Origin of the sequence: Bacillus sp. XT-4, assembly GCF_050864245.1 — a bacterium.
Classification (GTDB): domain Bacteria; phylum Bacillota; class Bacilli; order Bacillales; family Bacillaceae; genus Bacillus; species Bacillus altitudinis.
This window is the reverse complement of record NZ_JBPAFI010000003.1, coordinates 376051-396983: the sequence shown is the minus strand read 5'-3', so window position 1 is coordinate 396983 and position 20933 is coordinate 376051. Positions and strand designations below refer to the sequence as shown.

Genomic DNA, 20933 nt, shown 5'->3' with positions numbered 1-20933 from the left:
ACGCTGAAGCTCCCGTAATGGGAGCTTTTCATTTTTTATGCCTTCGTCGCTTCTAAAAACTCTTCAGCATCTGCCACAGCCAGTGAAATGGCCTCTTCCCAAAATGCTTTTTGAGTCAGGTCGACACCTAGGTGCTTATATGCCAAATCTTCTACAGTCATTGACGCTGTATCTTTTAATAGCGCAATATATTTCTCTTCAAATGATGCCCCAGCCTGCAATGCTTTCGCGTAAATACCTAGAGAGAACATGTACCCGAAGGTGTAAGGGAAGTTATAAAACGGGACCCCTGTAATATGGAAATGCAGTTTAGACGCCCAGAAATGCGGATGGTATTCATCTAAAGAGTCACCAAAGGCTTCCTTCTGTGCTTCTACCATCAACTCATTCAAGCGGTCAGCTGGCACTTCTCCTTGTTTGCGCTCTTCATAAAAGCGTTGTTCAAATAAGAAGCGTGATTGAATATTCATAAAGAATGCCACACTGCGCTGCAGCTTATCCTCTAGCAAACTGAGACGCTCTTCTTCATTGGCCGCCTCTTTTAATGAAGCATCTGCCACAATCATTTCTGCGAATGTCGACGCAGTTTCAGCTACATTCATCGCATATTTACGATTCAACATCCGAACATCCTGCATGACTTCCTGATGGAACGAATGACCAAGCTCATGTGCTAGTGTCGCTACATTGGATGGAGTCCCTGAGAAGGTCATAAAAATACGTGATTCTCCGCTATCAGGGAAATTCGTACAAAAACCGCCCACTCGTTTGTTTGGGCGATTCTCAGCTTCTACCCAGCGTTCATTAAAAGCTTTTTCAGTAAAAGCAGCGAGCTCTTTTCCAAACCCTGCGAAATGCTTGATAATAAAAGCGGCTGCATCTTGATAAGAATAGGTTTTTGTCTCACTTCCAATAGGCGCTCCCACATCAAACCAGCTCAGTTTATCAACCCCAAGCATGTCAGCTTTACGTTGTAAATAATCAATGAATGGCTGCTTATGTTCATCAATGACAGACCACATTGTATCGAGCGTCTCTTGTTTCATCCGGCAAATATCAAGGGGCTCTTTTAATATATGATCCCATCCTCTTGCTTCATATACTTGTAGACGAAAACCAGCGAGATGATTGAGTGTGCTTGCAAACAAATGTTCATCCTGTGTCCATGCATGTTCTAAATTATGATAGACGGCTTTTCTCACTTCACGGTCTGAATCATCCATCGCATTTTCTGCTTGGCCTACAGAGATCATTTGTGTTTCACCATTTTGCTCAAATGGAATGGTAATTTTGTTCACCAAGCTAGAATAAAGTTCATCCCACGCATGATACCCATCTACTGCTAGCTTTTGAATGAGTGTTTCCTGTTCAACAGGCAGTTGATCTTTCACATGTTCTCTTCGTTCATTTAATATGTAACGAACATCTGAAAAAGCGGCTGAATCCATTAATTCTTCCCACTGGCTAGTGGGAATCGCAGCAAGTGATTGATCAAACCCGGCTAGAATGGTTCCTAATTCAGCTTCCAGCTTGGCAATAGACCCTCGGAGACTGCCCGCCTTCATATCCTTTGTATTTTGAGATTGTAGACAAGATACAAATGAACCTGCTTGTGCTAATTTTTTATATGTGATTTCATACGTTTCAAGGACAGCTGTTAACTTTTTTTTAATTTGTGTATCTTCTTTTGAAAAGGCATCTACCTTTTGTCGTAACTCATCTAATAGCTGCTGTATATGCTCTAAGTATGTGATAAATTCTGATGAAGAACTGCCTCCTTTAAAAAAGGCATCTAAATCCCACGTCTCTTGTAATGGTTTTAATCCCAAATTATTTCCCCCTTTAATTGCTAATTTCATCATACAAAGGATATAGAGTCAGTATGGCATATGTATTCCTTTATATTCATTATATTTTCTCACAATTAAAAAAACCCGGCAAGAAGCCGAGTTTTTATGATAATTTTGAACGTAAATACGCATCGATAAAGGAATCTAAATCTCCATCCATCACCGCTTGAACATTTCCCATCTCCGTGTTGGTACGATGGTCTTTTACAAGGGAATATGGGTGGAAGACATACGAGCGAATTTGGCTTCCCCAGCCAATTTCTTTCTGTTCTCCTCTGATTTCATCCAATTCCGCCTGTTGTTCTTCGATCCGTTTTTGATAAAGCTTAGATTTCAGCATTTTCATTGCACGTTCTCTGTTTTTGATTTGGGATCTTTCCGTTTGGCACGTCACGACGACATTTGTTGGGATGTGTGTGATACGAACCGCAGAGTCCGTCGTATTGACGTGCTGACCCCCTGCACCACTTGCACGATACGTATCCACCTTAATATCCTCTGTACGAATATCGATATCAATTTCTTCATTAAATTCTGGCATGACATCACAGGAAACGAAAGATGTGTGTCTACGGCCAGATGAATCAAATGGAGAAATACGGACTAAACGATGGACACCTTTTTCTGCTTTTAAGTAACCGTAAGCGTTATGTCCTTTAATCAGCAATGTCACAGACTTAATTCCCGCTTCATCCCCTGGAAGATAATCAAGGGTTTCAACCTTAAAGCCTCTGCGCTCTGCCCAGCGGGTATACATTCTGAGGAGCATCGATCCCCAGTCCTGTGATTCCGTTCCACCTGCACCCGGGTGAAGCTCAAGAATGGCATTGTTTTTGTCATACGGTTCACTTAAAAGAAGCTGCAATTCAAACTCGTTAAATTGTTTTGTTAAGTTCTTCAGCTCTTTTTCAAGCTCTGCATGAAGATCCTCATCGTAGTCTTCTTTTAATAAATCATGCGTCATTTGCAGCTCATCATGAGATTCACTGAGCTCATGATATGTATTCACATAATCCTTCAGTGCATTGGCTTCATTAATGACACCTTGCGCTTTTTGCTGGTCATTCCAAAAGTCAGCCTCTGACATCGTGGCCTCAAGCTCTGCAATTTTCGCTTCTTTTGTATCGAGGTCAAAGAGACCCCCTAAAATCAGCTAGCCTGCTAGCCATATTTTCAAGCTCTTGTCTAATTTCTACTAATTCCATATCCTTCACCTCATAGATGTATGGGGGCTGACATGAATAGAAAGAGGTTTTCACCTCTTTCCATTACTTATTCTGTCTTCCCATGACAATTTTTATATTTCTTGCCGCTTCCGCAGTGACATGGTGAGTTTCTTCCGATATCCACCACTTTACGCACCGGCTTTTTCTTCACTGTTTTCTCCTCATCGCCTTCTTGAGGCTGATGAGCAGTTGTTTGTCCTTGAACGACTTCTTCACGTTCTAGGTTGTTTTGGATTTCTGATTTTAGCACATATTTAGCGACGTCATCTTCAATTGAAGCGACCATATGCTCAAACATCGCAAATCCTTCCATTTGATACTCACGAAGCGGATTGGTTTGTGCATATGCACGTAAATGGATTCCTTGACGCAGCTGATCCATTGCATCGATATGATCCATCCACTTCGAATCTACTGCACGAAGAACGATGACTTTTTCAAATTCACGCATTTGTTCATCGCCAAATGTCTCTTCTTTTGCATCATATTTCTCTTTAATCCGCTCCATGATGAATTCGGTGATCTCATCTGCTTCTTTACCGAAGATATCTTTGACCGAAATGGCACCTTCATCTAAATAGTTCGTGTTGATTAATTCAACAAGACCATCTAATTTCCATTCTTCTGGAAGTTCTTCTTTCGGCGTGTAAGATCCAACAGCCCGCTCAATAGACGATTGAATCATATTGATCACAATCGATTTCAAGTTATCAGAATCGATGACTTCAAAACGCTGTTTGTAAATGACTTCACGCTGTTGACGAAGAACATCATCATATTGCAGAAGCTGCTTACGGGAATCAAAGTTATTCCCCTCAACACGTTTTTGAGAAGATTCAACAGCTTTTGAGACCATTTTACTTTGAATTGGAGTAGAGTCATCCATACCGAAGCGATCAAGCATCGCCATTGTCCGCTCTGCACCAAATCGGCGCATCAATTCATCTTCCATTGAGAGATAGAATTGAGTAATCCCTGGGTCTCCTTGACGACCAGAACGACCACGGAGCTGGTTATCAATACGGCGTGATTCATGACGCTCTGTCCCAATAACAGCAAGACCGCCTAGTTCTTTCACACCTTCGCCAAGCTTGATGTCTGTTCCACGTCCCGCCATGTTTGTCGCAATTGTGACGGCACCTTTTTGTCCAGCTTCCTCAATAATTTGTGCTTCACGCTCATGGTTTTTCGCGTTTAACACTTGATGAGGGATGCCTTTATTTTTAAGCAGTTTTGAAATCAATTCAGATGTCTCAACCGCAACAGTTCCGACAAGGACCGGCTGTCCTGTCATATAACGCTGTGCGACGTCTTCAGCTACTGCTTTAAATTTGCCATCCATTGTGCGGTAAATTAAATCAGGTCTGTCATCACGCACAACCGGTTTATTGGTTGGGATTGTGACAACCTGCATATTGTAAATGTTACGGAATTCCTCTTCTTCCGTTTTCGCTGTACCTGTCATACCAGATAGCTTTTCATACATACGGAAGTAGTTCTGGAACGTAATGGTTGCAAGTGTCATGCTTTCATTCTGCACTTCAAGACCTTCTTTTGCTTCAATGGCTTGGTGCAGACCTTCACTATAGCGGCGTCCTTTCATTAAACGTCCTGTGAAGGAGTCAACGATGACGACTTGGCCATCTTCCACAACATAATCAACGTCTTTTTGCATCGCAACATGCGCCTTAAGAGCCTGCGCGATATGGTGGTTAAGAGCGACATGTTTGACATCAAACAAGTTCTCAATGCCGAATGCTTTTTCCGCCTTCGTCATTCCGCTTTCCGTCAGCTGTACACTTTTTGTTTTAATATCATAAGTGAAATCGTCTTCTATTTTTAACGTACGAACAAAGGCATTTGCTTGTACGTAAAGTTTCGTCGATTTTGCAGCTTGTCCAGAAATAATAAGAGGTGTTCTCGCTTCATCAATTAAGATGGAGTCAACTTCATCGATGACGGCATAATGAAGTGGTCTTTGAACCATTTGCTCTTTATACAGCACCATGTTATCTCGTAAATAATCAAAGCCAAGCTCATTGTTTGTTGAATACGTGATATCAGCAGCGTACGCTTCTCTTTTTTCATCTTTGTCTAAACTGTTTAAGTTCAAGCCAACCGTTAATCCAAGAAATTCGAAAATCTTGCCCATTTCCTCTGCATCACGGCTTGCCAAATATTCGTTGACTGTCACAATGTGGACGCCTTTTCCAGAAAGAGCATTCAAATAAACAGGCATCGTTGATGTCAACGTTTTCCCTTCACCTGTTTTCATCTCAGAGATATTCCCTTCATGTAGGGCAATCCCCCCCATGAGCTGCACCTTAAATGGGAACATTCCTGTCACGCGGCGGGAAGCCTCACGAACCGTTGCAAATGCTTCAACCAAAAGGTCGTCTACAGATTGTCCTTTTTCAAGTTTTTCTTTAAATTCGATCGTTTTATTTCGTAAAGCCTCGTCAGATAATTTCTCGAAATCTTGAGCGAGAGCTTCGATTTCATTTGCCTTTTTTTCATATCGGCTGATCGTACGTTTCGTAGGATCAAACACTTTGTTTAAGATTCCAAGCATATAATAACGCTCCTCTATTTCATGCAATTTTTCGGCATGTCCAAAAGTTTGACAGGTCCATATTTACCTGCATTTATCATACCATACCTTCCTTGATTTCCAAAGAATTTGCAATGATTTAGCACAAAAAACCCGCCCCTAATGAAGGGAACGGGTTTACTTTTTTTAGGTCATTTTCGGATCAAAAGGAACGAATGATTAAGCGTTCGGCTCAATGAGTCCGTATTTACCGTCATTTCGGCGGTATACCACATTGGTCAAATTTGTCTCAGCATTTGTGAAGACAAAGAAACTGTGACCTAACATGTTCATTTGGAGAATGGCCTCTTCGCTATCCATTGGTTTTAGATTGAAGCGTTTTTGTCTGACGATTTCTGTTTCATCAATTTCTTCGTCATCTTGAACTGCTACTTCGGAAGCACCGTTTCCTCCAGCAAATAAATGCTTTTTCGCACCTTGCTCACGGAATTTACGGTTCACTTTCGTTTTATGTTTTCTAATTTGACGTTCTAATTTACTGGTTGCTAGGTCTACTGCATTGTACATATCCTCATTATGCACCTCTGCTCGAAGTGCTAGATCAGTCATTGGAATGGTAACCTCAACTTTAGATTCTTGATCGTTGTAAAATTTCAAGTTCACGTTGACTGAAGCATCAACATCTGACTCAAAATAACGCTCCAGCTTTCCAATTTTTTTCTCGACATGATCTCTTAGTGCAGGTGTTACTTCGATGTTTTCTCCTCGGACATTGTAATTCATGTAAAGAACGCCTCCTTTAAAATTAAGGATATGTAAACTTATTTCTACTTTTCCCTCCTTTTCTCCTGCTCAAACGTAAAAAAAATGTGAATTTTTATTGAAATTTGTCGAATCCTGCGGTGCTTCAGCTTCTACTTGATAGGTGATGAATATATATTCGCTTGATTCTTGAAAAAGACCATCGCACTGTTAAATCTTGAAAGATGAAATAGATGTTTTCAGTGATTGAGACAAAGATTTTAAATCCTCCGCAGCTGCTTTCATTTCCTCATTCGCCGCTAGTGATTCTTCAACAGCCGCCGACATGTACTCTGTTTCCTCAGAATTTCGCTTGGCTCCTTCTTCTATCACACCAATTGTTTGAGAAATTTCTTCTGTACTAGCTGAGATTTGCTCTGTCGTAGCAGAAAGCTCCTCTGCTTTCATCGAGATATCACGGATGGATTCCAGAATTTCTTGAAAGCTCTGTTCAGACAATTGCGATACTTTCACACCTTCTGCTACATCTCGTTCCACTTTCGTCATAGATTGAGACGATCTTTCAGTATCTTTGTTCACGTTGGCGAGTAACTGACTAATTTGATCAGTCAGCTGACTTGATTCTTCCGCCAGCTTTCTGACTTCATCTGCAACAACCGCAAAACCTCGTCCATGTTCCCCAGCCCTTGCTGCTTCAATGGCTGCGTTTAAAGCAAGTAAATTTGTCTGATCTGCAATGGCATGAATATTCCCCAGCAGGCCTTGAATGCCGGTAAACTGTACTTGTACATTGGCCATTGTAGAATGATGTTCATTCACAGATTCCTTAATAGAACTCATTTGTTTCACAAATTGTTGAATGAGGGATGCGCCCTCTTCAGCCTTTTCAGTCACTGAAATTGAGTGACCCGAAACATCAGACGTATGTTCAGCCGCATTATGCATACCAGTCGAAACTTCTTGAATTGAAGAAGCTACTTTTCCTACTGCATCCGATTGTTCACGTGAAGCTTCACTGACCTGTTCAATCGAGCTAGACGTCTGTTCACTAGCCGAAATGGTTTGACTGATGGTTTCTTCAAATTGCGCAGCAGAATCAGCTAATTGCCTTGATCCATTTTGCACCTGTAGGATGAGCTGACGCAAATGAGCGGTCATTTGGTTAAAAGCCGTACCGAGCTGGCCAATTTCATTTTTAGAGGTTACTTCAATCTCTTCAAGTGTGAGGTCACCATCTGCCATTCTTCTTGCTGCATGTGTGACAGAGACAATCGGTTTTGTCATACGATGAACAAACCTTGTGCCAATGACTAAAAAGCCGACTATAATCGCTGCGCTAACGAGAATAAGCGTCAGCAATAATTGGTTACTTTCTTCATTGAGCTGACTGATTTTTTGATCACGCTGTTTCAATTGTGTTTGAGCAAATTCTTTTGTAAAGGTATGTATTTCTTGTTCGATAGGTTGTAATTCTTGACTGAGGCGGGTGTTGAATTCTTTTTGATTTTGCATATTCAATGAATTAAATAATCGATTTGTTGAGGTGTAGTAAAGATAATTTTTTTCGGAAATTTGATCTAACAGATTTTTTGCTTGTTTAACGGTGCTCATTTTTGATGCTTCAGCTGTTTTCTTATTGATTTCTTCATATGTTTGCTCAATCTTCTGTAAATTTTCAGCATCTTGAACAACCACATACGTTTTAATTTGTGCTTCTTGCTTTTGCAGCAGTGCCTCTAATTCCAGTGAGGTCTGGTACAGCTTTACTTCTTTGGTGAGGAGTGCTTTATATGATTGATCTGTTTTGTAATAGATAAAGCTAGAAAATCCTAAAATACTGACAAACAATACACATATGACAATAAGCCCAAATAAAAATTGATTTTTTAGTCTCATAAATTCCTCCGAATGGTCTGAATTGAACAAAAATTAATGAATGACATACGGCCTCATACAGGCATGTATTTCATCCATCCACTTTCTATATTCAGGTATAAAATATGATGTAAGGAATGACTGGAAGTGATTTGAAGGGAATGTATAGAAAGCTAGTATATCGAAACTTAAAAAAATTTGGTCAAACGATCGAATCGTCTTGGCAAAGTGCTCATTTTCAATAATTGAAAGCAGAAGCGGATGTGTTGTCTCTAAATGAAAGAAGGCATGGATCAGATCATTAAAGATCCGATCCCCTTCTGTTTTAGCGAAATCCTTCTCAATTTCATCTAAATATTTTAGACTCTCTTCTATCGTATATAGAAGGTCATAATATGTGGTTAATAAAATATAGTCATCTGAACGATACGCCACAGGTCTCACCTATTTATTTCCGTTTATCGTAGTATACGCCGTCACTTGTCATGGGCTGATACGGATTTTGATAATTCAGCTGTTTTGTTTTCTTACGTTGAATGGCTTGAATATCTGCCTTGATCCCATTTTGAATCTCCGTTAATTGCTTGGCCATCAGTTGATCTGTTTGAATGATTTCTTTGATTTTCTCTTTTTCTTGAACGGAAAGCTCATGTTGAATGTCTCTCATTAGTTCGTCTCTCTCAACTAAAAAAGCATCAAAGTCTTCAACGAGTGTTTCGCTTTGCGGATTGGCCTCTATTTCCGCTGCCATTTTTAACGTTTGGTCGTGCAGTTGGTCCACAATACTCATAGAGATCCCCCAATAGAGTGGTGACGACCTTTTCGATCGGTTTGAATGACTTCCTTCCAAGCATCTCGGAAATCAGTCACATATTTCTCTACTTCATTCAGGATCTCTTCGTCATTTTGCAGATTGGCTTCAATCAGTCTTCGATAGATGTAGTCATACATACTTGCCATGCTCTTTGATACATCATACGTACGATTTAAGGTGACATTTAATTCTTGGATGATGTTTTGAGCCTTTTTCAGGTTCAAGTTTCTCATTTCAGCATCTTCTTTTTGAATGCCATGCTTTGCTAGTCTAATAAACTTTAAGCATCCTTCATAAAGCATAAGCGTTAACTCGGCCGGTGTTGCGGTCTCAATAGAATTTTTCTGATAGGCGGCATAAGGGTTCTGAATTGCCATATGTTATAAACCTCCAATTATTGTCCAAGCAGTTGAGAAAGATAGCCAGATTGGTTGTTTAGCTTTTGAATCGCACTATCCATGGCGTTAAACTTTTTGTAGTAACGAGCTTCCACCATTTTTAAACGATCTTGGAATGTATCCATTCGTTTTGCCAAAGAATCTAAATCCTTACCAAGTCCGTATTCTTTTAGCTCCATTGTTGTACTACCAGCTTTTGTTTGTATACTCTTCGTGAAGGCTGATAAGGAATTTTTGACACGATAGATGATTCCTTGTTCTTTATATTGCTGCTGTGCTTTGTCTTTGTCTTTAGAATCAACATTTAAAGAACCCGAGATAAACATTTGACTTACCTTTTCTGGGTCTTCTTCAATGGCTTTTCTTAATTTCTCTATTCCATTCGTATCCTTAATTAATTCAAGCTTCCCGCCATCTTTATACGAAGATGATGTGGAAATACCGATTTGTGTCATGTGAATTTTATTCCCATCACTTGTCGTAATATCAGCATAAAAATCACTTCTTATTTTAGAGGCACCACCTCGTAAAATAGAATCACTTCTCAGCAAGCCCGTTTTAGCTGTTGTTTCCCATAACTCAATTTCTTTTTCAGACATGGCTTTTTTCTCTTCAGCCGTTAATGGCTGATAGTCTCTATTTCGTTTTTCATTCACTTTACCATTGACCAATTCAACAAGTTCATTGTATTTATCAACGAATTGTTTGATTTTATCAAAGATGGCATCGACATCTGTTGAAACGTTCAAGCTGACAGGCTTATCTGTTGTTCCTTTCAGCTCATATGTGATACCAGCCTGCGTGAAAGTATTATTGTTATTTTCCATTTTGAGACCATTAATTTCGTATTGCGCTTTCTGTCCTTGAGTGGTGGCAACTAATTTGTTATCTCCATCCACTTGGAAGCCTAGTTGCGTTAAAAATGAAGCAGAATTACCATCTGCCGCCTTAATACTGACACCTTCACCAGTCGTACGCGAAGTCAGAGCGATCGTATCTACGTAGTTGGTTCCATCAAAGATCTGGCCTTTATAAGCGGTGACACCAAGTTGAGAGCTGTTCAATTTTGTCACGATTGTATCAAGGGTATCTGTATCAGTCGTATTAATGGTCACTGTTTTTGGTGTTGTAGAATCTGGTGTCGTCACCTCAAACGTAAACGTACCGTTTGAAGCAGTAAATCCAGATGGACTAGAAGATTTGAATACGGATGCTGTCGCTAATTGGGTCACATTAATTGAGCCAGAGACAGCATTTGTTGATCCAGTTGCTGTGACAGCAGATTCATTTGAGCTTGTCACCTTTTTTGCGCCATATGTACTTGGACGCGTTAAGTTTAAACTGTTGATCAAATCATCTAACTCTTTAACCTTTGAATTGACCTCGCGATAGCTGTCTCTTTGCCATTCAAGTGTTTGTTTCTGTCGTGTCATTTTATCAAGTGGTGCTTGCTCAGTTTTCATTAACTTTGAGACGATTTCATCAATATCAAATACATTAGAAAATCCAGTAATTCGATTAACCATGGTTTATGTTCTCCCTTCAATTACATTCTTTTATCGACAAATAAACCGACAATCTCTGTCATTGCCGCATAGAAATCAAGCCATTCTTTGGAAGGAATCTCTCTAATGACTTCTTCAGTTTGGTTATCTACGACTTTGACATAATATTCATTGAGTTTTTCATGTAATTCAAATTGAAGATGAAATTGAGTAGGTTCAATCAGCTTATTTGCTCCTTGAAGCGTTTTTTCAATTTCTTCTTTTGAAACGACTTTTCCATTTGCTTGTAAATCGTTGTTTGCATTGTCATTTTGATGATTCGTAACACGGGTTTGAAATGCATCAATCAGTGGCTCTAGCGAAGTCAACTTACCAACAGACATAGTTATTCAGCTCCTGTGCTTTAATCTATCTTTTATATCGGCTTTGAATTATTAAATTAAATATAGATGGACCGATTTGTTAAAGTTTCATATAGATGGTGTACTTCTACGGTTTCACACGGAGGAGGATCGACAAATAGGATAAAAAAATCCTCACTTTTTTTGTGAGGATAATTGAGAAAGTAAATCGAAGGACAAGCTAGCAGCACGGCTGTTTTCTTCTTGAATAGACAGGTATACTTCCTTCCTGTGAATATCAATATGCTTAGGAGCCTCAATTCCGACTTTTACTTGATCGCCTTCGATCGCAATAATTTTGACTTCAATATCGTCGCCTATTTGAATCGATTGATTTAATTTACGAGATAGAACTAACATGAGGAAGCCACCTCTAGCAAATGTTTTGTATGATAGGCTGAATCATGCAAAATGACCTGCTTGGCTTTCATGTTTTTCCGATTTACAATAATAGGCGCTCTTAAATTGGCTGTCGTTTTTTCAATAGAAGATCCCATTGTTAAAATAACCATGACTTCCACATCATTGGCATCTTCCACCCCAAGAATGTCTACAACCGATTCTTCTAAGTCAAATTCATATTGATTGAAGAACAAAAATGGGCTGCTGACAATAAAGCCTAGTTCCGCATTTTCCAAAGATTGGAGAACTAAAAATGGGGATTCCTCTGATAAAGGTAAAATGACAAATTGTTTTTGATCCAGAAATCCTGGTATCCCATTAGAGAAGTGAATGATTTGCTCCTCTTTAATCGTCACTTCACCATGGTATTTTGTTTGAATGATCATAATTCACGACCTTTTTCATTTTTCTTAACTATACCTTATCACCATTTTGACCTGTTTCGTCAACTTCTATTTTTAATTCTGGGTATTGTAACATATCAATATGAACTTTACCTGGCTGGTAGTTAACAATTGGTTTATGAGGTGTTGCCTCTATAATAGCTTTTTGCGGCTCCACATCAATTTTAAGTTCAGATGGCTGATAGTGAATTTTCACACTAAAAAATGAAGGAATCACACCGATGTTGAATTGTTTTGCTGGAGGACTGCCATTGATTTTCGCAAACTCAGCAATCGCATTCCCACCATTCTCGATCTTGATGAGTTCACTTCCTTCTTCCGCTCTACGCCCCATTCCTTCTCCAATCGCACGTTTCCCCTCCGCAGCCCATTCCTCTGAACGTCTAAAAATCGACTTAATATCCATATCGGCAAATGCCTCGGTTTGATCTATGGTTAATTTCGACGGTGTCCTTGTGATATTCATGACAGCTCTTGGCTGCTGAATCTCAAGCTCAGCTCTTGGCTGCTCTACTTCTTGCCTGGAAGGGGTTGTCGACATTTGCAGCTTTGCATAAGTTTGCTCCATTAACAATCTAGGGATTTGCATAGGTTCACCTCCATGATGCAAAAAAGCACCCAACGGATGCTTTTTCTTATCTTAAGAAATCGACAAGGGATGGCTGAATCACTTTAGCTGTCGTCGCTAAAGCAGCTCTATTTACAGTCTCTTGTTGAAGAAGATCAAGAATGGCTTTCTCACTTTCTACATCTTCGGCATCTGATTTAGCCTTTTTCAGCACTTCAAATTGCGAAGTCAAACGGCTCCCGACTAAGTCGATACGATTGGATCTAGCCCCAAGATCTGAACGCTCAGCACTCATCACTTCTTTAAACTGATCGATATTTCCTAATGCATCATCAGAATTTGTAAACGTTCCATTTTTTAATGAGTTTTCTAAATCAGTCAGCATTTCAATGACATTTTGACCACTGGCAGATTGCCCACCAAAAGCTGAAAGAGGATTTGAATTCACATTTAATGTGATTCCATCAGAAATGTTCGATTGAACCACGTTTGCATCTGTATAGTTTTCAAAGTTAAATGTAAACGTACCATCTGCATTCTCTACAACTGGTTTAACATTTGTATTCGTCCCATTAAAAACAAACTTACCTAACATCTGCGTGTTCATTGCATCAATGATTTGATTCTTCATCTGACCAATTTCCACTCCGATAGCAGCTAAATCTTCTGGCTGTTTTGTTCCATTGGCCGCATCGAGTACTTTATCTCGTATATTTGACATGATATCAATGATTTCAGTGACACTTGTTTCAGATGTATCAATCCAGTTTCGTGCCTCATTTAAATTAGTTTGGTATTGCTCATTTCGAAACATGGCTGTACTATACTGAAGACTTTTCACTGCTGCCACAGGATCATCAGACGTTTTTGTGAAACGTTTTCCAGACTGTGCCTGCTCATTAATTTTAGAGAGTTTTTCATAACTTTTACTAATATTCCGAAGTGAATTTTGAGAAATCATACCTTGCGTGACTCGCATCAGTTACCCTACCTTCCTACGACACCCATGCCGTTTATTATTTTATCTAATACTTCGTCTTGTAACGTCATAATTCTTGCAGCTGCATTATACGCATGCTGAAATTGGATCATGTTCGTCATTTCTTCATCAATAGATACAGAACTAGTTGACATCCTGCGTTCATTGGCTGAATTCACAAGAGCTGCTGAACTGCTTTCAAGGGTCATGTTCTTTTTAGCTTGTATCCCCATTTCGGCAATGACATTCTGATAGTAATCCTGAATCGTTGTGGTAGTTCCGCCGATTGGCAGCTTTAAGTTTTGAATATTAGCTAATTTCGTAGCATTCGAACCATCACCTTGCGTTTGATTAAGAGATGCAGCAATGTTATCTGTCGATGCTAAAATCACGTCACTCACTTTGATACGTGCTGCCAAGCCTTTATTCAAATCATTGTTATTCTCAATATCGAAAAAGTCTTGTCCACTTGTGCCATTTAACGTGTACCCTTGCTTATGGACATCGTTAAAAGTATCCATAAATACTTTTGCTACTTCATCCAGCTCAGCAAGCATATCTGGGTACATGCCTTTTTCAGCTCCATTAGACATGTAGCCATACGCCTCAACAAGTGCTTTTACTTTACCATTCACTTGTAATTGATCAGCTGCGATGGTTGTCGTTCCAAATTGGAGTGAGTTAACAAGTCCTGTCGTATTATCATAGGAAAGTTGTAATTCAGATTTTTCATTGGTAATGCCATTTAAAATTGTACCAGCAGATTGTCCATTAGCACCGATAATGTCGATGTTAACGGTTCCTTCAGCAATTTCCAGAGCATTTCCTCCAGAAGGGTTGTAGCTCACTTTAATATCAACAAGTGAGGAAAGCTGATCTATAAGAGCGTCTCGGGTATCATAAAGATCATTGGGAAGATAACCATTTGGCTCAACTGTTGCAATCTGTTTATTCACTTCATCAATTTGAGTTAATAGGGTGTTCACATTTTTTGCCGTTGAATCGAGTTCAGTTTTCAAATTCTTTTGTATCGTTGTTAAAGAAGAATTTAGCAGGCGGAATTGATCTACTAAAGCCTGAGCACTTGTCTTAACAACTGTACGGGCTGAAGCAGTATCAGCATTTTTCGATTCCGATAAGACTTGTAATGATTTCCAGAGATTATCAAAGGCTCTATTCAAGCCTTCATCTGTTAAATCATTCATCACTCCTTCCATTTGTGAAAGAGCATCAGACTTCGTCGCATAATAAGACAGGTTATTGTTATGATCTCTATACTGAAGATCTAAAAAGCTGTCTCGAATTCTTTCAACAGTTCCAACTTGGACACCTGTCCCCATTTGGCCGTATGTCTTGCCATCATAAACTGAAATCACTGGGTAAGGATTCTCTGCTTTAAAGGTAACTCTCTGTCTTGAGTAGCCATCAGTATTTGCATTGGATACGTTGTTTGATGTGACATACAGCCCTGCACGCTGGGCTGTGATTCCTCGTTTTGCCGTTTCTAGTCCCATGAATGTAGAACCCATAGATATCCTCCTTGTTTACGCCTTTGAATCAAACAAAGCCCTATGCTGTTTAGGCTTTGAACTCTCAAGACCATTTTGTCCGTAATTCATATTTTCTTTGTTAGGATTCACAAGATCGAATGTCAGTGAAATAAATTGAAGTGACTGCTGAATAAGCTGTTTGTTCAGTTCGTTTACATCTTTCAGTTCCACCATGATGTCATTCAGCTTCTCATATAACGAAATAAGCTCTTCTTGATCCGTTCCTGTAGCTTTTTCGATACATGCGGTGATTGTCGGCGATTGATCACTTTGTAAAAATTGAACTGCTGCTTCAATCCGCTTTTCTTCTAATTGTGAAATGGCCTGAATATATTTTTGCTCAAGGTTCAGAACCTCTGAAAGAGCATCGATCTCGTTATTTTTCAGCATTTCTGTTTTATTCTTAGACAGCTTTAGAAGCTGTTCATGTAATCCGTAGAGACGGTGCAGTTCTTCAATCATTATTTTTACTGACATTCACGCTACTCCCTTTTGTTATTGTTGTTTATAAAAATTCAACATTTTATCTGCAATGCCTTTTGTATCTACTTGATATGTTCCGGCTTCAATGCTTTTTTTAATTTGGTCTATTTTATCTTGACGTTCTTTCATGATATTCGGCACCTTTTGCATTTCGATTGCCTTTTTAGAAATTTCGACTTTGTCAGTTGATTTTGCTTGATTCGATTGCAACGTTTGTTTCTCATATGTTTTCTTGTAAGGATTTACTGGTTGTGTTCCATATCGATTAATTTTCACGGGATTCCTCTCGCTTTCCGTTACAGTCTGTCTTGATTCTATCCATTTTATCGACCAAACTGCAACTTAGTTTAGGGAATCAGTCGTTTTTAGGATTAATGGCATAATAGGTGTCTTTTTTCCTAGATTCAATCTCCCTTTTACGCTCTTCTTCTTGGTCCATTTGGCTGATTTGCGTCTTTATATCCTTTTCACAATGGCTACACAGCTTGTTTTTCCTGATCGGTTGGCCGCATCTTTCACAAGGATAATTGATATTCGGGAATTGACTAATTTGAAGTCTTTTCAAACGGATAAATTTCAGGATTAATTCTTCATCAACTTCTGTTGCGTCTACTATTTCAGCAATGGTTGATTGTCTATTACTTTGCTTACGCAAGAATTTATAAACGATATCAAAAGAACGTTCTTCTTCTTCAAAGCATTTGTTACAAACCGTTTGGATGGTGGTTTTTAAAAATAACTGATTACATTGTGGACAGTTTGCCAATTGATTCATAACCAAAACCCCTTACGTTATTTTCTTTTCTTAATATCGGTTGATTGTCATGATTTTTAACTACGAATCAACGTAAAAGAGGAAACACTTTTGGCGCCTGCTCCTTTTAAAATTTTTGCTGCATGATAGACTGTCGCCCCAGTTGTATAAATGTCATCGATTAACACGACATCCTTTAGAACGATCGGGTTTGACTGCCTTAATTGGAACAAATTCTGTTGATGTAAACGTTCATTTTTTCTTTTCTTAGACTGCTTACTTTGATGTACTTTTATAAGTGGCTCCAATATAGGTCCGCCAATCATGGAAGCAAGCATCATTGACTGATTGAATCCTCTTTCCTTTAATCTCTCTTTACTCAAAGGAATTGGGACAAGGACCGGTTCTTTGATTGAAAAAGAACGTTTAAACGCTGACTGTACATCTTTTTTAAATAGATCAGCTAAAGCCGTATCACCTCGAAATTTAAATCGAGCTAGAATATCTTTCATAAAGTCGTTGTAAGCATAAACAGATCGATTCATCACAAGAATCTCAGCAAAATCCCGTCGTTTATTCCACCTTGAACAATCCTGACACAATTGATCATTTAATTGCGCTCTTCCGCATTTGGGACAAGTAGGACCTTGAATCTTCATCAGGTGGTCCTTACATGCTACACATAAACAATCTTCATTTAATAGTAGGAATGATTTCCATGTAAAAGCAGCCACAAAATGGCTCTCACAAATTGGACAAATCAACGATTTTCTTTGTTCAACGGCAAATGATTTTCGCACCTTGGATATGTTGTGACCGTTGAAGCAGCTTCTGTCAGAATGACGAGCATCGCCGTATTTTTCTGTTTATCCACCATCTCGGATTTACTGTAGGATATTTTATCGATATCTGTTATATATTGCGGTTTCACTTGATTTAGAGAAATGGCTAATACATCTTCTATACATTTTTCACAATGACAAATCATGTTTAATTGGTTGAGATATTGATAGAGAATTTCTTTAAGTAGTATTTCTTTTGCGTTGAGTAGCATATTTTGTCTCTCCTGCCATTTGTGTTTTGTGAATATAATGTACCATGATTTAGTTGAACCCACACTATTTTTCAGAAAACTCTTTTTCAGCTGTATTATTCATTTTTACGATATGTTTCTTTGCTTGTTTCATACTTCTCGTTAAACCAAAATGAAAAAAGTACACGTCTCCATTAAAAAAATCTGGATGTCTCCCTGCTCTACCAGAAATTTGGACAAGTGCACTTTCTGTAAAAATAGGAGATTCCGCACCTAATACGCCCACTTGAACATCTTGAATGGTAACGCCTCTTTCTAGAATAGTTGTTGTAACCAATACATCGTATCTATGATCTCTGAAATGCTGGACTTTTTGCTTCCTTTCTTGATCATCGGCAGAAACTCCCTGTACATTTACACATTGAACTTGAAGAATATGAGTTACCTTCTTCATAGTAGAAATAGAAGGAACAAAGAGTAGCACTCTTTTTTTCTTTGTGATATGTTCATGCAGCCAGTTCATTGTAGATGCTGGAAGCCGATTTCTTTTTAATTTCTTTTTCCAATCTCCAACCCATTGAAATGTTGGGACAGGCAGCGGTTTTTGGTGGAAGCGCAGAGGAATTTTGATCGCTTCTAATTGTCTACAAGCAACATCCTTTTGCATTTTTTTAGATGGTGTGGCACTTAAGTAAATTCTAACTCCTGTTTTTTTCATTGACTTTAAAACAGCAAACTGAAGCCGTTCATCCATTGAATAAGGAAAAGCATCGACTTCGTCTACAATGAGGACATCAAAAGCGTTTTTATATCTCATTAGCTGATGGGTTGTAGCGATCATAAGCGGTGCCATTTGAAATCTTTGAGAACTCCCGCCATAAAGTGCAGCTATATTCAGTCCTTGAAATGCCTTTCTCATTCGAGGTTCAAGCTCAAGTACAACATCGGTTCTAGGCGTCGCAATACAAACACTCATTCCGTTATTTAGCGCATATTTTATTCCGTGAAAAAGCACCTCCGTTTTCCCCGCACCACAAACAGCCCAAACGAGCAGATCAAATTTGTTTTGGATTGCTTCTACTAGCCTATCGGACGCTCTCTTTTGCCCTTTAGAAAGTTCTCCCTGCCATGTTAATTCAACTTGTCTTGTTTCTTTCTTTTGTGGACCCGTCCATTCATAGAGAAAGCCACATTCACTTACTTTTCCCAGCATGATGCAGGATCTACAGTATACACAGTCTTTTTTACATGTTTCACACGGAGAGAGGGCAAAGTAGCGCTTGTTTGATACACCGCACCGGCAGCAGATCAAACCACTCGCCACCCTATTGACAGCAGGTGTTCTATGGATGAATCCTTGATTCTCCAGCCACTCCAATTCGGACTGTGTACATTGACATTCAACAGGAAGAAGGTGCCTTGATTGTAGCTTGTGACTGAGTTCCAATGCTTTTTCCAGATTCAATTTCACGCACTACCTTTCCATTCATGTTGACCCATTATGTACAAAGAGAAGGCCTTTCGTCTAATTGTAAAAATAGAAAAACAAATCCCCTTTTCCATGAGAAAAGGGGATTTTGATATCTATCTGATGATCCAGCCAAGTGCTAAAGAGCCTTCGCCTAGATGAGTGCCAATCACGGCACCAAAGTAGCTTTTATAAAATTCAACATGAGGATACTTTTCTAATAAGTGCGCAATTAATTCATCTGCTTCTTCTTCTCTATTACCATGTATCAGAGTTGCTCTCATTGGAACACCACGTGATGCATCTTCATCAAATAATTCAAAAATACGTGAAATGGCTTTTTTGCGTGTACGAATCTTCTCAAAAGGGACAATTAGCTTGTTGTCAAAATGCAAGATAGGCTTTACCTTTAAGAGGCTTCCAATAAAAGCCTGAGCACCATTTAATCTGCCGCCTCGTTGTAAATGAGTTAAATCGTCTACCATAAAATAAGCTCTTTGATTTTCTTTCAGATAATTGAGATGGGAAATCACTTCTTCTGGAGAAGCACCATCTTGGATTTTTTCAGCAGCTTCTAACACATAAAAACCTTGCGCCATACAGCTAGTCTCTGTATCAAACGGATAAATGTCGATTCCGTCAACTAGTTCATTCGCTGAGGCCGCACTATTGTATGTTCCACTAATTCCGCTTGACAGATGTATACTAATCACAGCATCATATGTTTCGCTAAGTTTTTCATATAATTCTATAAGTTCACCGAAAGCAGGCTGAGAGGTTGTTGGAAGATCTTTATGTTTCTTGACTTCTTCATAATATGTCTTCCAATCCATTTCTACTTCTTCACGGTATGATTCAGTACCAAAGATGACATTCAGAGGGATCATATGAATATGATGTTTATCACGTAGTTCTTGTGGTATATAAGCAGTACTGTCTGTTACAACGGCTATTTTCATTCTTAAATACCTTCCTTATCCGTTAAGTTGCTTTTTAAAAAAGAATGATCATTGTTTTTCACTAGATTTATAATACTAATCAAAAAAGCTTGCCTAATCAATAGGCAAGCCCGCTATATCCGAAAAAGACTCCTTACCTGCCTATCATTGCTCTCTAACTTGAATGTGAGAGAACTAAAAACAGGCGAAAAAGGAGTACTTGTCCGGAACATTATCTCATTTCTACCCAGCCGTTTTTAATTGCTACAACAACAGCTTGAGTACGGTCATTTACATTCATTTTTTGCAAAATGTTACTCACGTGGTTTTTGACTGTTTTCTCACTAATAAAGAGCGACTCACCAATACCTCTATTGCTCTTTCCGTCAGCTAACATTTGAAGAACTTCACATTCACGTCTTGTTAAGATATGAAGTGGTCTGCGAATTTCAGGATATACCTCGTGCTGTGGATGTGCTGAAACGCCGCTTGTTGCTAAGCGTCGGAATTCATTTACTAAGTTATGAGTGACTTTCGGATGTAAATAAGAGCCTCCGTCAGCTACTACTTTTACTGCTTCAATGAGGGTATCTGCATCCATTTCTTTTAACAAGTAGCCTCTTGCTCCTGTTTTTAATGCATGTGTCACATAGTTTTCATCGTCATGAATAGATAGGATAATGACTTTTGATTCGGGATAAAGCTCTACTAGCTGTTTTGTAGCCTCCACACCATTTACATTCGGCATATTAATGTCCATAATGACAACATCCGGATGATAGTGTTCTACGATACGTGCAGCTTCGTCACCGTCGTCTCCTTCTGCAACTACTTCAAAAGTAGGTTCAAAATCTAAAATCCGTTTGACACCTTCACGGAATAATTGGTGGTCATCGATAATTACAATATTTACTTTAGTCACAAGCTACGCCTCCCCATGTTTATTGTTCTACACCTGAACTTTATGGTCAA

The 20933-nt window shown here is 39.0% G+C and carries 23 protein-coding genes; all 23 read right to left on the bottom strand.

What is annotated here, in order from left to right; genetic code table 11:
- Window positions 1-35: 35 nt before the first annotated feature.
- Complete coding sequence (locus ACRRMM_RS11815; RefSeq protein WP_048001934.1) at window positions 36-1829, bottom strand: M3 family oligoendopeptidase; 1794 nt, start codon at window positions 1827-1829, stop codon at window positions 36-38.
- A gap of 124 nt (window positions 1830-1953) precedes the next feature.
- Window positions 1954-3055, bottom strand: a protein-coding gene (gene prfB / locus ACRRMM_RS11810) for a peptide chain release factor 2 (RefSeq protein WP_098680723.1) whose coding sequence is annotated in 2 segments (ribosomal slippage) — window positions 1954-2982 and window positions 2984-3055 — 1101 coding nt in all. Because the reading frame shifts where the segments join, the coding sequence is not laid out codon by codon here.
- 67 nt (window positions 3056-3122) lie between these two features.
- Window positions 3123-5648: a preprotein translocase subunit SecA gene (gene secA / locus ACRRMM_RS11805; protein WP_035701569.1), complete on the bottom strand. Its 2526-nt coding sequence runs from the start codon at window positions 5646-5648 to the stop codon at window positions 3123-3125.
- A 198-nt stretch (window positions 5649-5846) separates the two neighbouring features.
- On the bottom strand, window positions 5847-6410 hold the full coding sequence (gene hpf / locus ACRRMM_RS11800) for a ribosome hibernation-promoting factor, HPF/YfiA family (protein WP_007499992.1): 564 nt from the start codon (window positions 6408-6410) through the stop codon (window positions 5847-5849).
- 189 nt (window positions 6411-6599) lie between these two features.
- A complete protein-coding gene (locus tag ACRRMM_RS11795; RefSeq protein ID WP_249670030.1) occupies window positions 6600-8285 on the bottom strand; it encodes a methyl-accepting chemotaxis protein in 1686 nt (561 codons plus the stop codon).
- 33 nt (window positions 8286-8318) lie between these two features.
- Entirely contained in the window at window positions 8319-8699 is a 381-nt protein-coding gene (locus ACRRMM_RS11790; RefSeq protein WP_008348244.1) for a hypothetical protein, read from the bottom strand.
- A 13-nt stretch (window positions 8700-8712) separates the two neighbouring features.
- Complete coding sequence (locus tag ACRRMM_RS11785; RefSeq protein ID WP_008348246.1) at window positions 8713-9054, bottom strand: flagellar protein FliT; 342 nt, start codon at window positions 9052-9054, stop codon at window positions 8713-8715.
- Window positions 9051-9455, bottom strand: a complete 405-nt coding sequence (gene fliS / locus ACRRMM_RS11780) for a flagellar export chaperone FliS (RefSeq protein WP_007499989.1) — start codon at window positions 9453-9455, stop codon at window positions 9051-9053. Before fliS ends, ACRRMM_RS11785 begins: the two co-directional genes overlap by 4 nt.
- Window positions 9456-9472: 17 nt before the next feature.
- Window positions 9473-11002, bottom strand: coding sequence for a flagellar hook-associated protein 2 (locus ACRRMM_RS11775; protein ID WP_048001932.1), 1530 nt, complete (start codon window positions 11000-11002; stop codon window positions 9473-9475).
- A gap of 20 nt (window positions 11003-11022) precedes the next feature.
- Window positions 11023-11364: a flagellar protein FlaG gene (gene flaG / locus ACRRMM_RS11770; protein WP_144610018.1), complete on the bottom strand. Its 342-nt coding sequence runs from the start codon at window positions 11362-11364 to the stop codon at window positions 11023-11025.
- A gap of 153 nt (window positions 11365-11517) precedes the next feature.
- Window positions 11518-11742, bottom strand: a complete 225-nt coding sequence (csrA, locus tag ACRRMM_RS11765; RefSeq protein ID WP_008348252.1) for a carbon storage regulator CsrA — start codon at window positions 11740-11742, stop codon at window positions 11518-11520.
- Window positions 11736-12170 (bottom strand): flagellar assembly protein FliW, encoded by a 435-nt coding sequence (gene fliW, locus ACRRMM_RS11760; RefSeq protein WP_007499985.1) that lies wholly within the window; start codon window positions 12168-12170, stop codon window positions 11736-11738. Before fliW ends, csrA begins: the two co-directional genes overlap by 7 nt.
- A gap of 28 nt (window positions 12171-12198) precedes the next feature.
- On the bottom strand, window positions 12199-12777 hold the full coding sequence (locus ACRRMM_RS11755; protein WP_035701576.1) for a DUF6470 family protein: 579 nt from the start codon (window positions 12775-12777) through the stop codon (window positions 12199-12201).
- A gap of 46 nt (window positions 12778-12823) precedes the next feature.
- A complete protein-coding gene (gene flgL, locus ACRRMM_RS11750) occupies window positions 12824-13735 on the bottom strand; it encodes a flagellar hook-associated protein FlgL (protein WP_017368141.1) in 912 nt (303 codons plus the stop codon).
- Between the two features lie 8 nt (window positions 13736-13743).
- The gene (flgK, locus tag ACRRMM_RS11745; protein WP_017368142.1) at window positions 13744-15264 is read right to left on the bottom strand and encodes a flagellar hook-associated protein FlgK; all 1521 of its coding nucleotides are present in this window, start codon (window positions 15262-15264) and stop codon (window positions 13744-13746) included.
- A gap of 15 nt (window positions 15265-15279) precedes the next feature.
- Window positions 15280-15762 (bottom strand): flagellar protein FlgN, encoded by a 483-nt coding sequence (locus tag ACRRMM_RS11740; protein ID WP_007499977.1) that lies wholly within the window; start codon window positions 15760-15762, stop codon window positions 15280-15282.
- Window positions 15763-15780: 18 nt separating this feature from the next.
- Window positions 15781-16044 carry a flagellar biosynthesis anti-sigma factor FlgM gene (gene flgM, locus ACRRMM_RS11735; protein WP_003213252.1) on the bottom strand — a complete coding sequence of 88 codons (264 nt, stop codon included), beginning with the start codon at window positions 16042-16044 and terminating at the stop codon, window positions 15781-15783.
- A gap of 79 nt (window positions 16045-16123) precedes the next feature.
- Complete coding sequence (locus ACRRMM_RS11730; RefSeq protein ID WP_017357864.1) at window positions 16124-16543, bottom strand: TIGR03826 family flagellar region protein; 420 nt, start codon at window positions 16541-16543, stop codon at window positions 16124-16126.
- Between the two features lie 56 nt (window positions 16544-16599).
- Window positions 16600-17181: a ComF family protein gene (locus ACRRMM_RS11725; RefSeq protein WP_234717161.1), complete on the bottom strand. Its 582-nt coding sequence runs from the start codon at window positions 17179-17181 to the stop codon at window positions 16600-16602.
- A 101-nt stretch (window positions 17182-17282) separates the two neighbouring features.
- On the bottom strand, window positions 17283-17576 hold the full coding sequence (locus ACRRMM_RS11720; protein WP_035701582.1) for a late competence development ComFB family protein: 294 nt from the start codon (window positions 17574-17576) through the stop codon (window positions 17283-17285).
- Window positions 17577-17640: 64 nt separating this feature from the next.
- On the bottom strand, window positions 17641-19020 hold the full coding sequence (locus tag ACRRMM_RS11715; protein WP_428828984.1) for a DEAD/DEAH box helicase: 1380 nt from the start codon (window positions 19018-19020) through the stop codon (window positions 17641-17643).
- Window positions 19021-19139: 119 nt separating this feature from the next.
- Window positions 19140-19982, bottom strand: a complete 843-nt coding sequence (locus tag ACRRMM_RS11710; RefSeq protein ID WP_007499966.1) for a DegV family protein — start codon at window positions 19980-19982, stop codon at window positions 19140-19142.
- 211 nt (window positions 19983-20193) lie between these two features.
- Window positions 20194-20883, bottom strand: coding sequence for a two-component system response regulator DegU (gene degU / locus ACRRMM_RS11705; RefSeq protein ID WP_008348273.1), 690 nt, complete (start codon window positions 20881-20883; stop codon window positions 20194-20196).
- Window positions 20884-20933 lie beyond the last annotated feature (50 nt).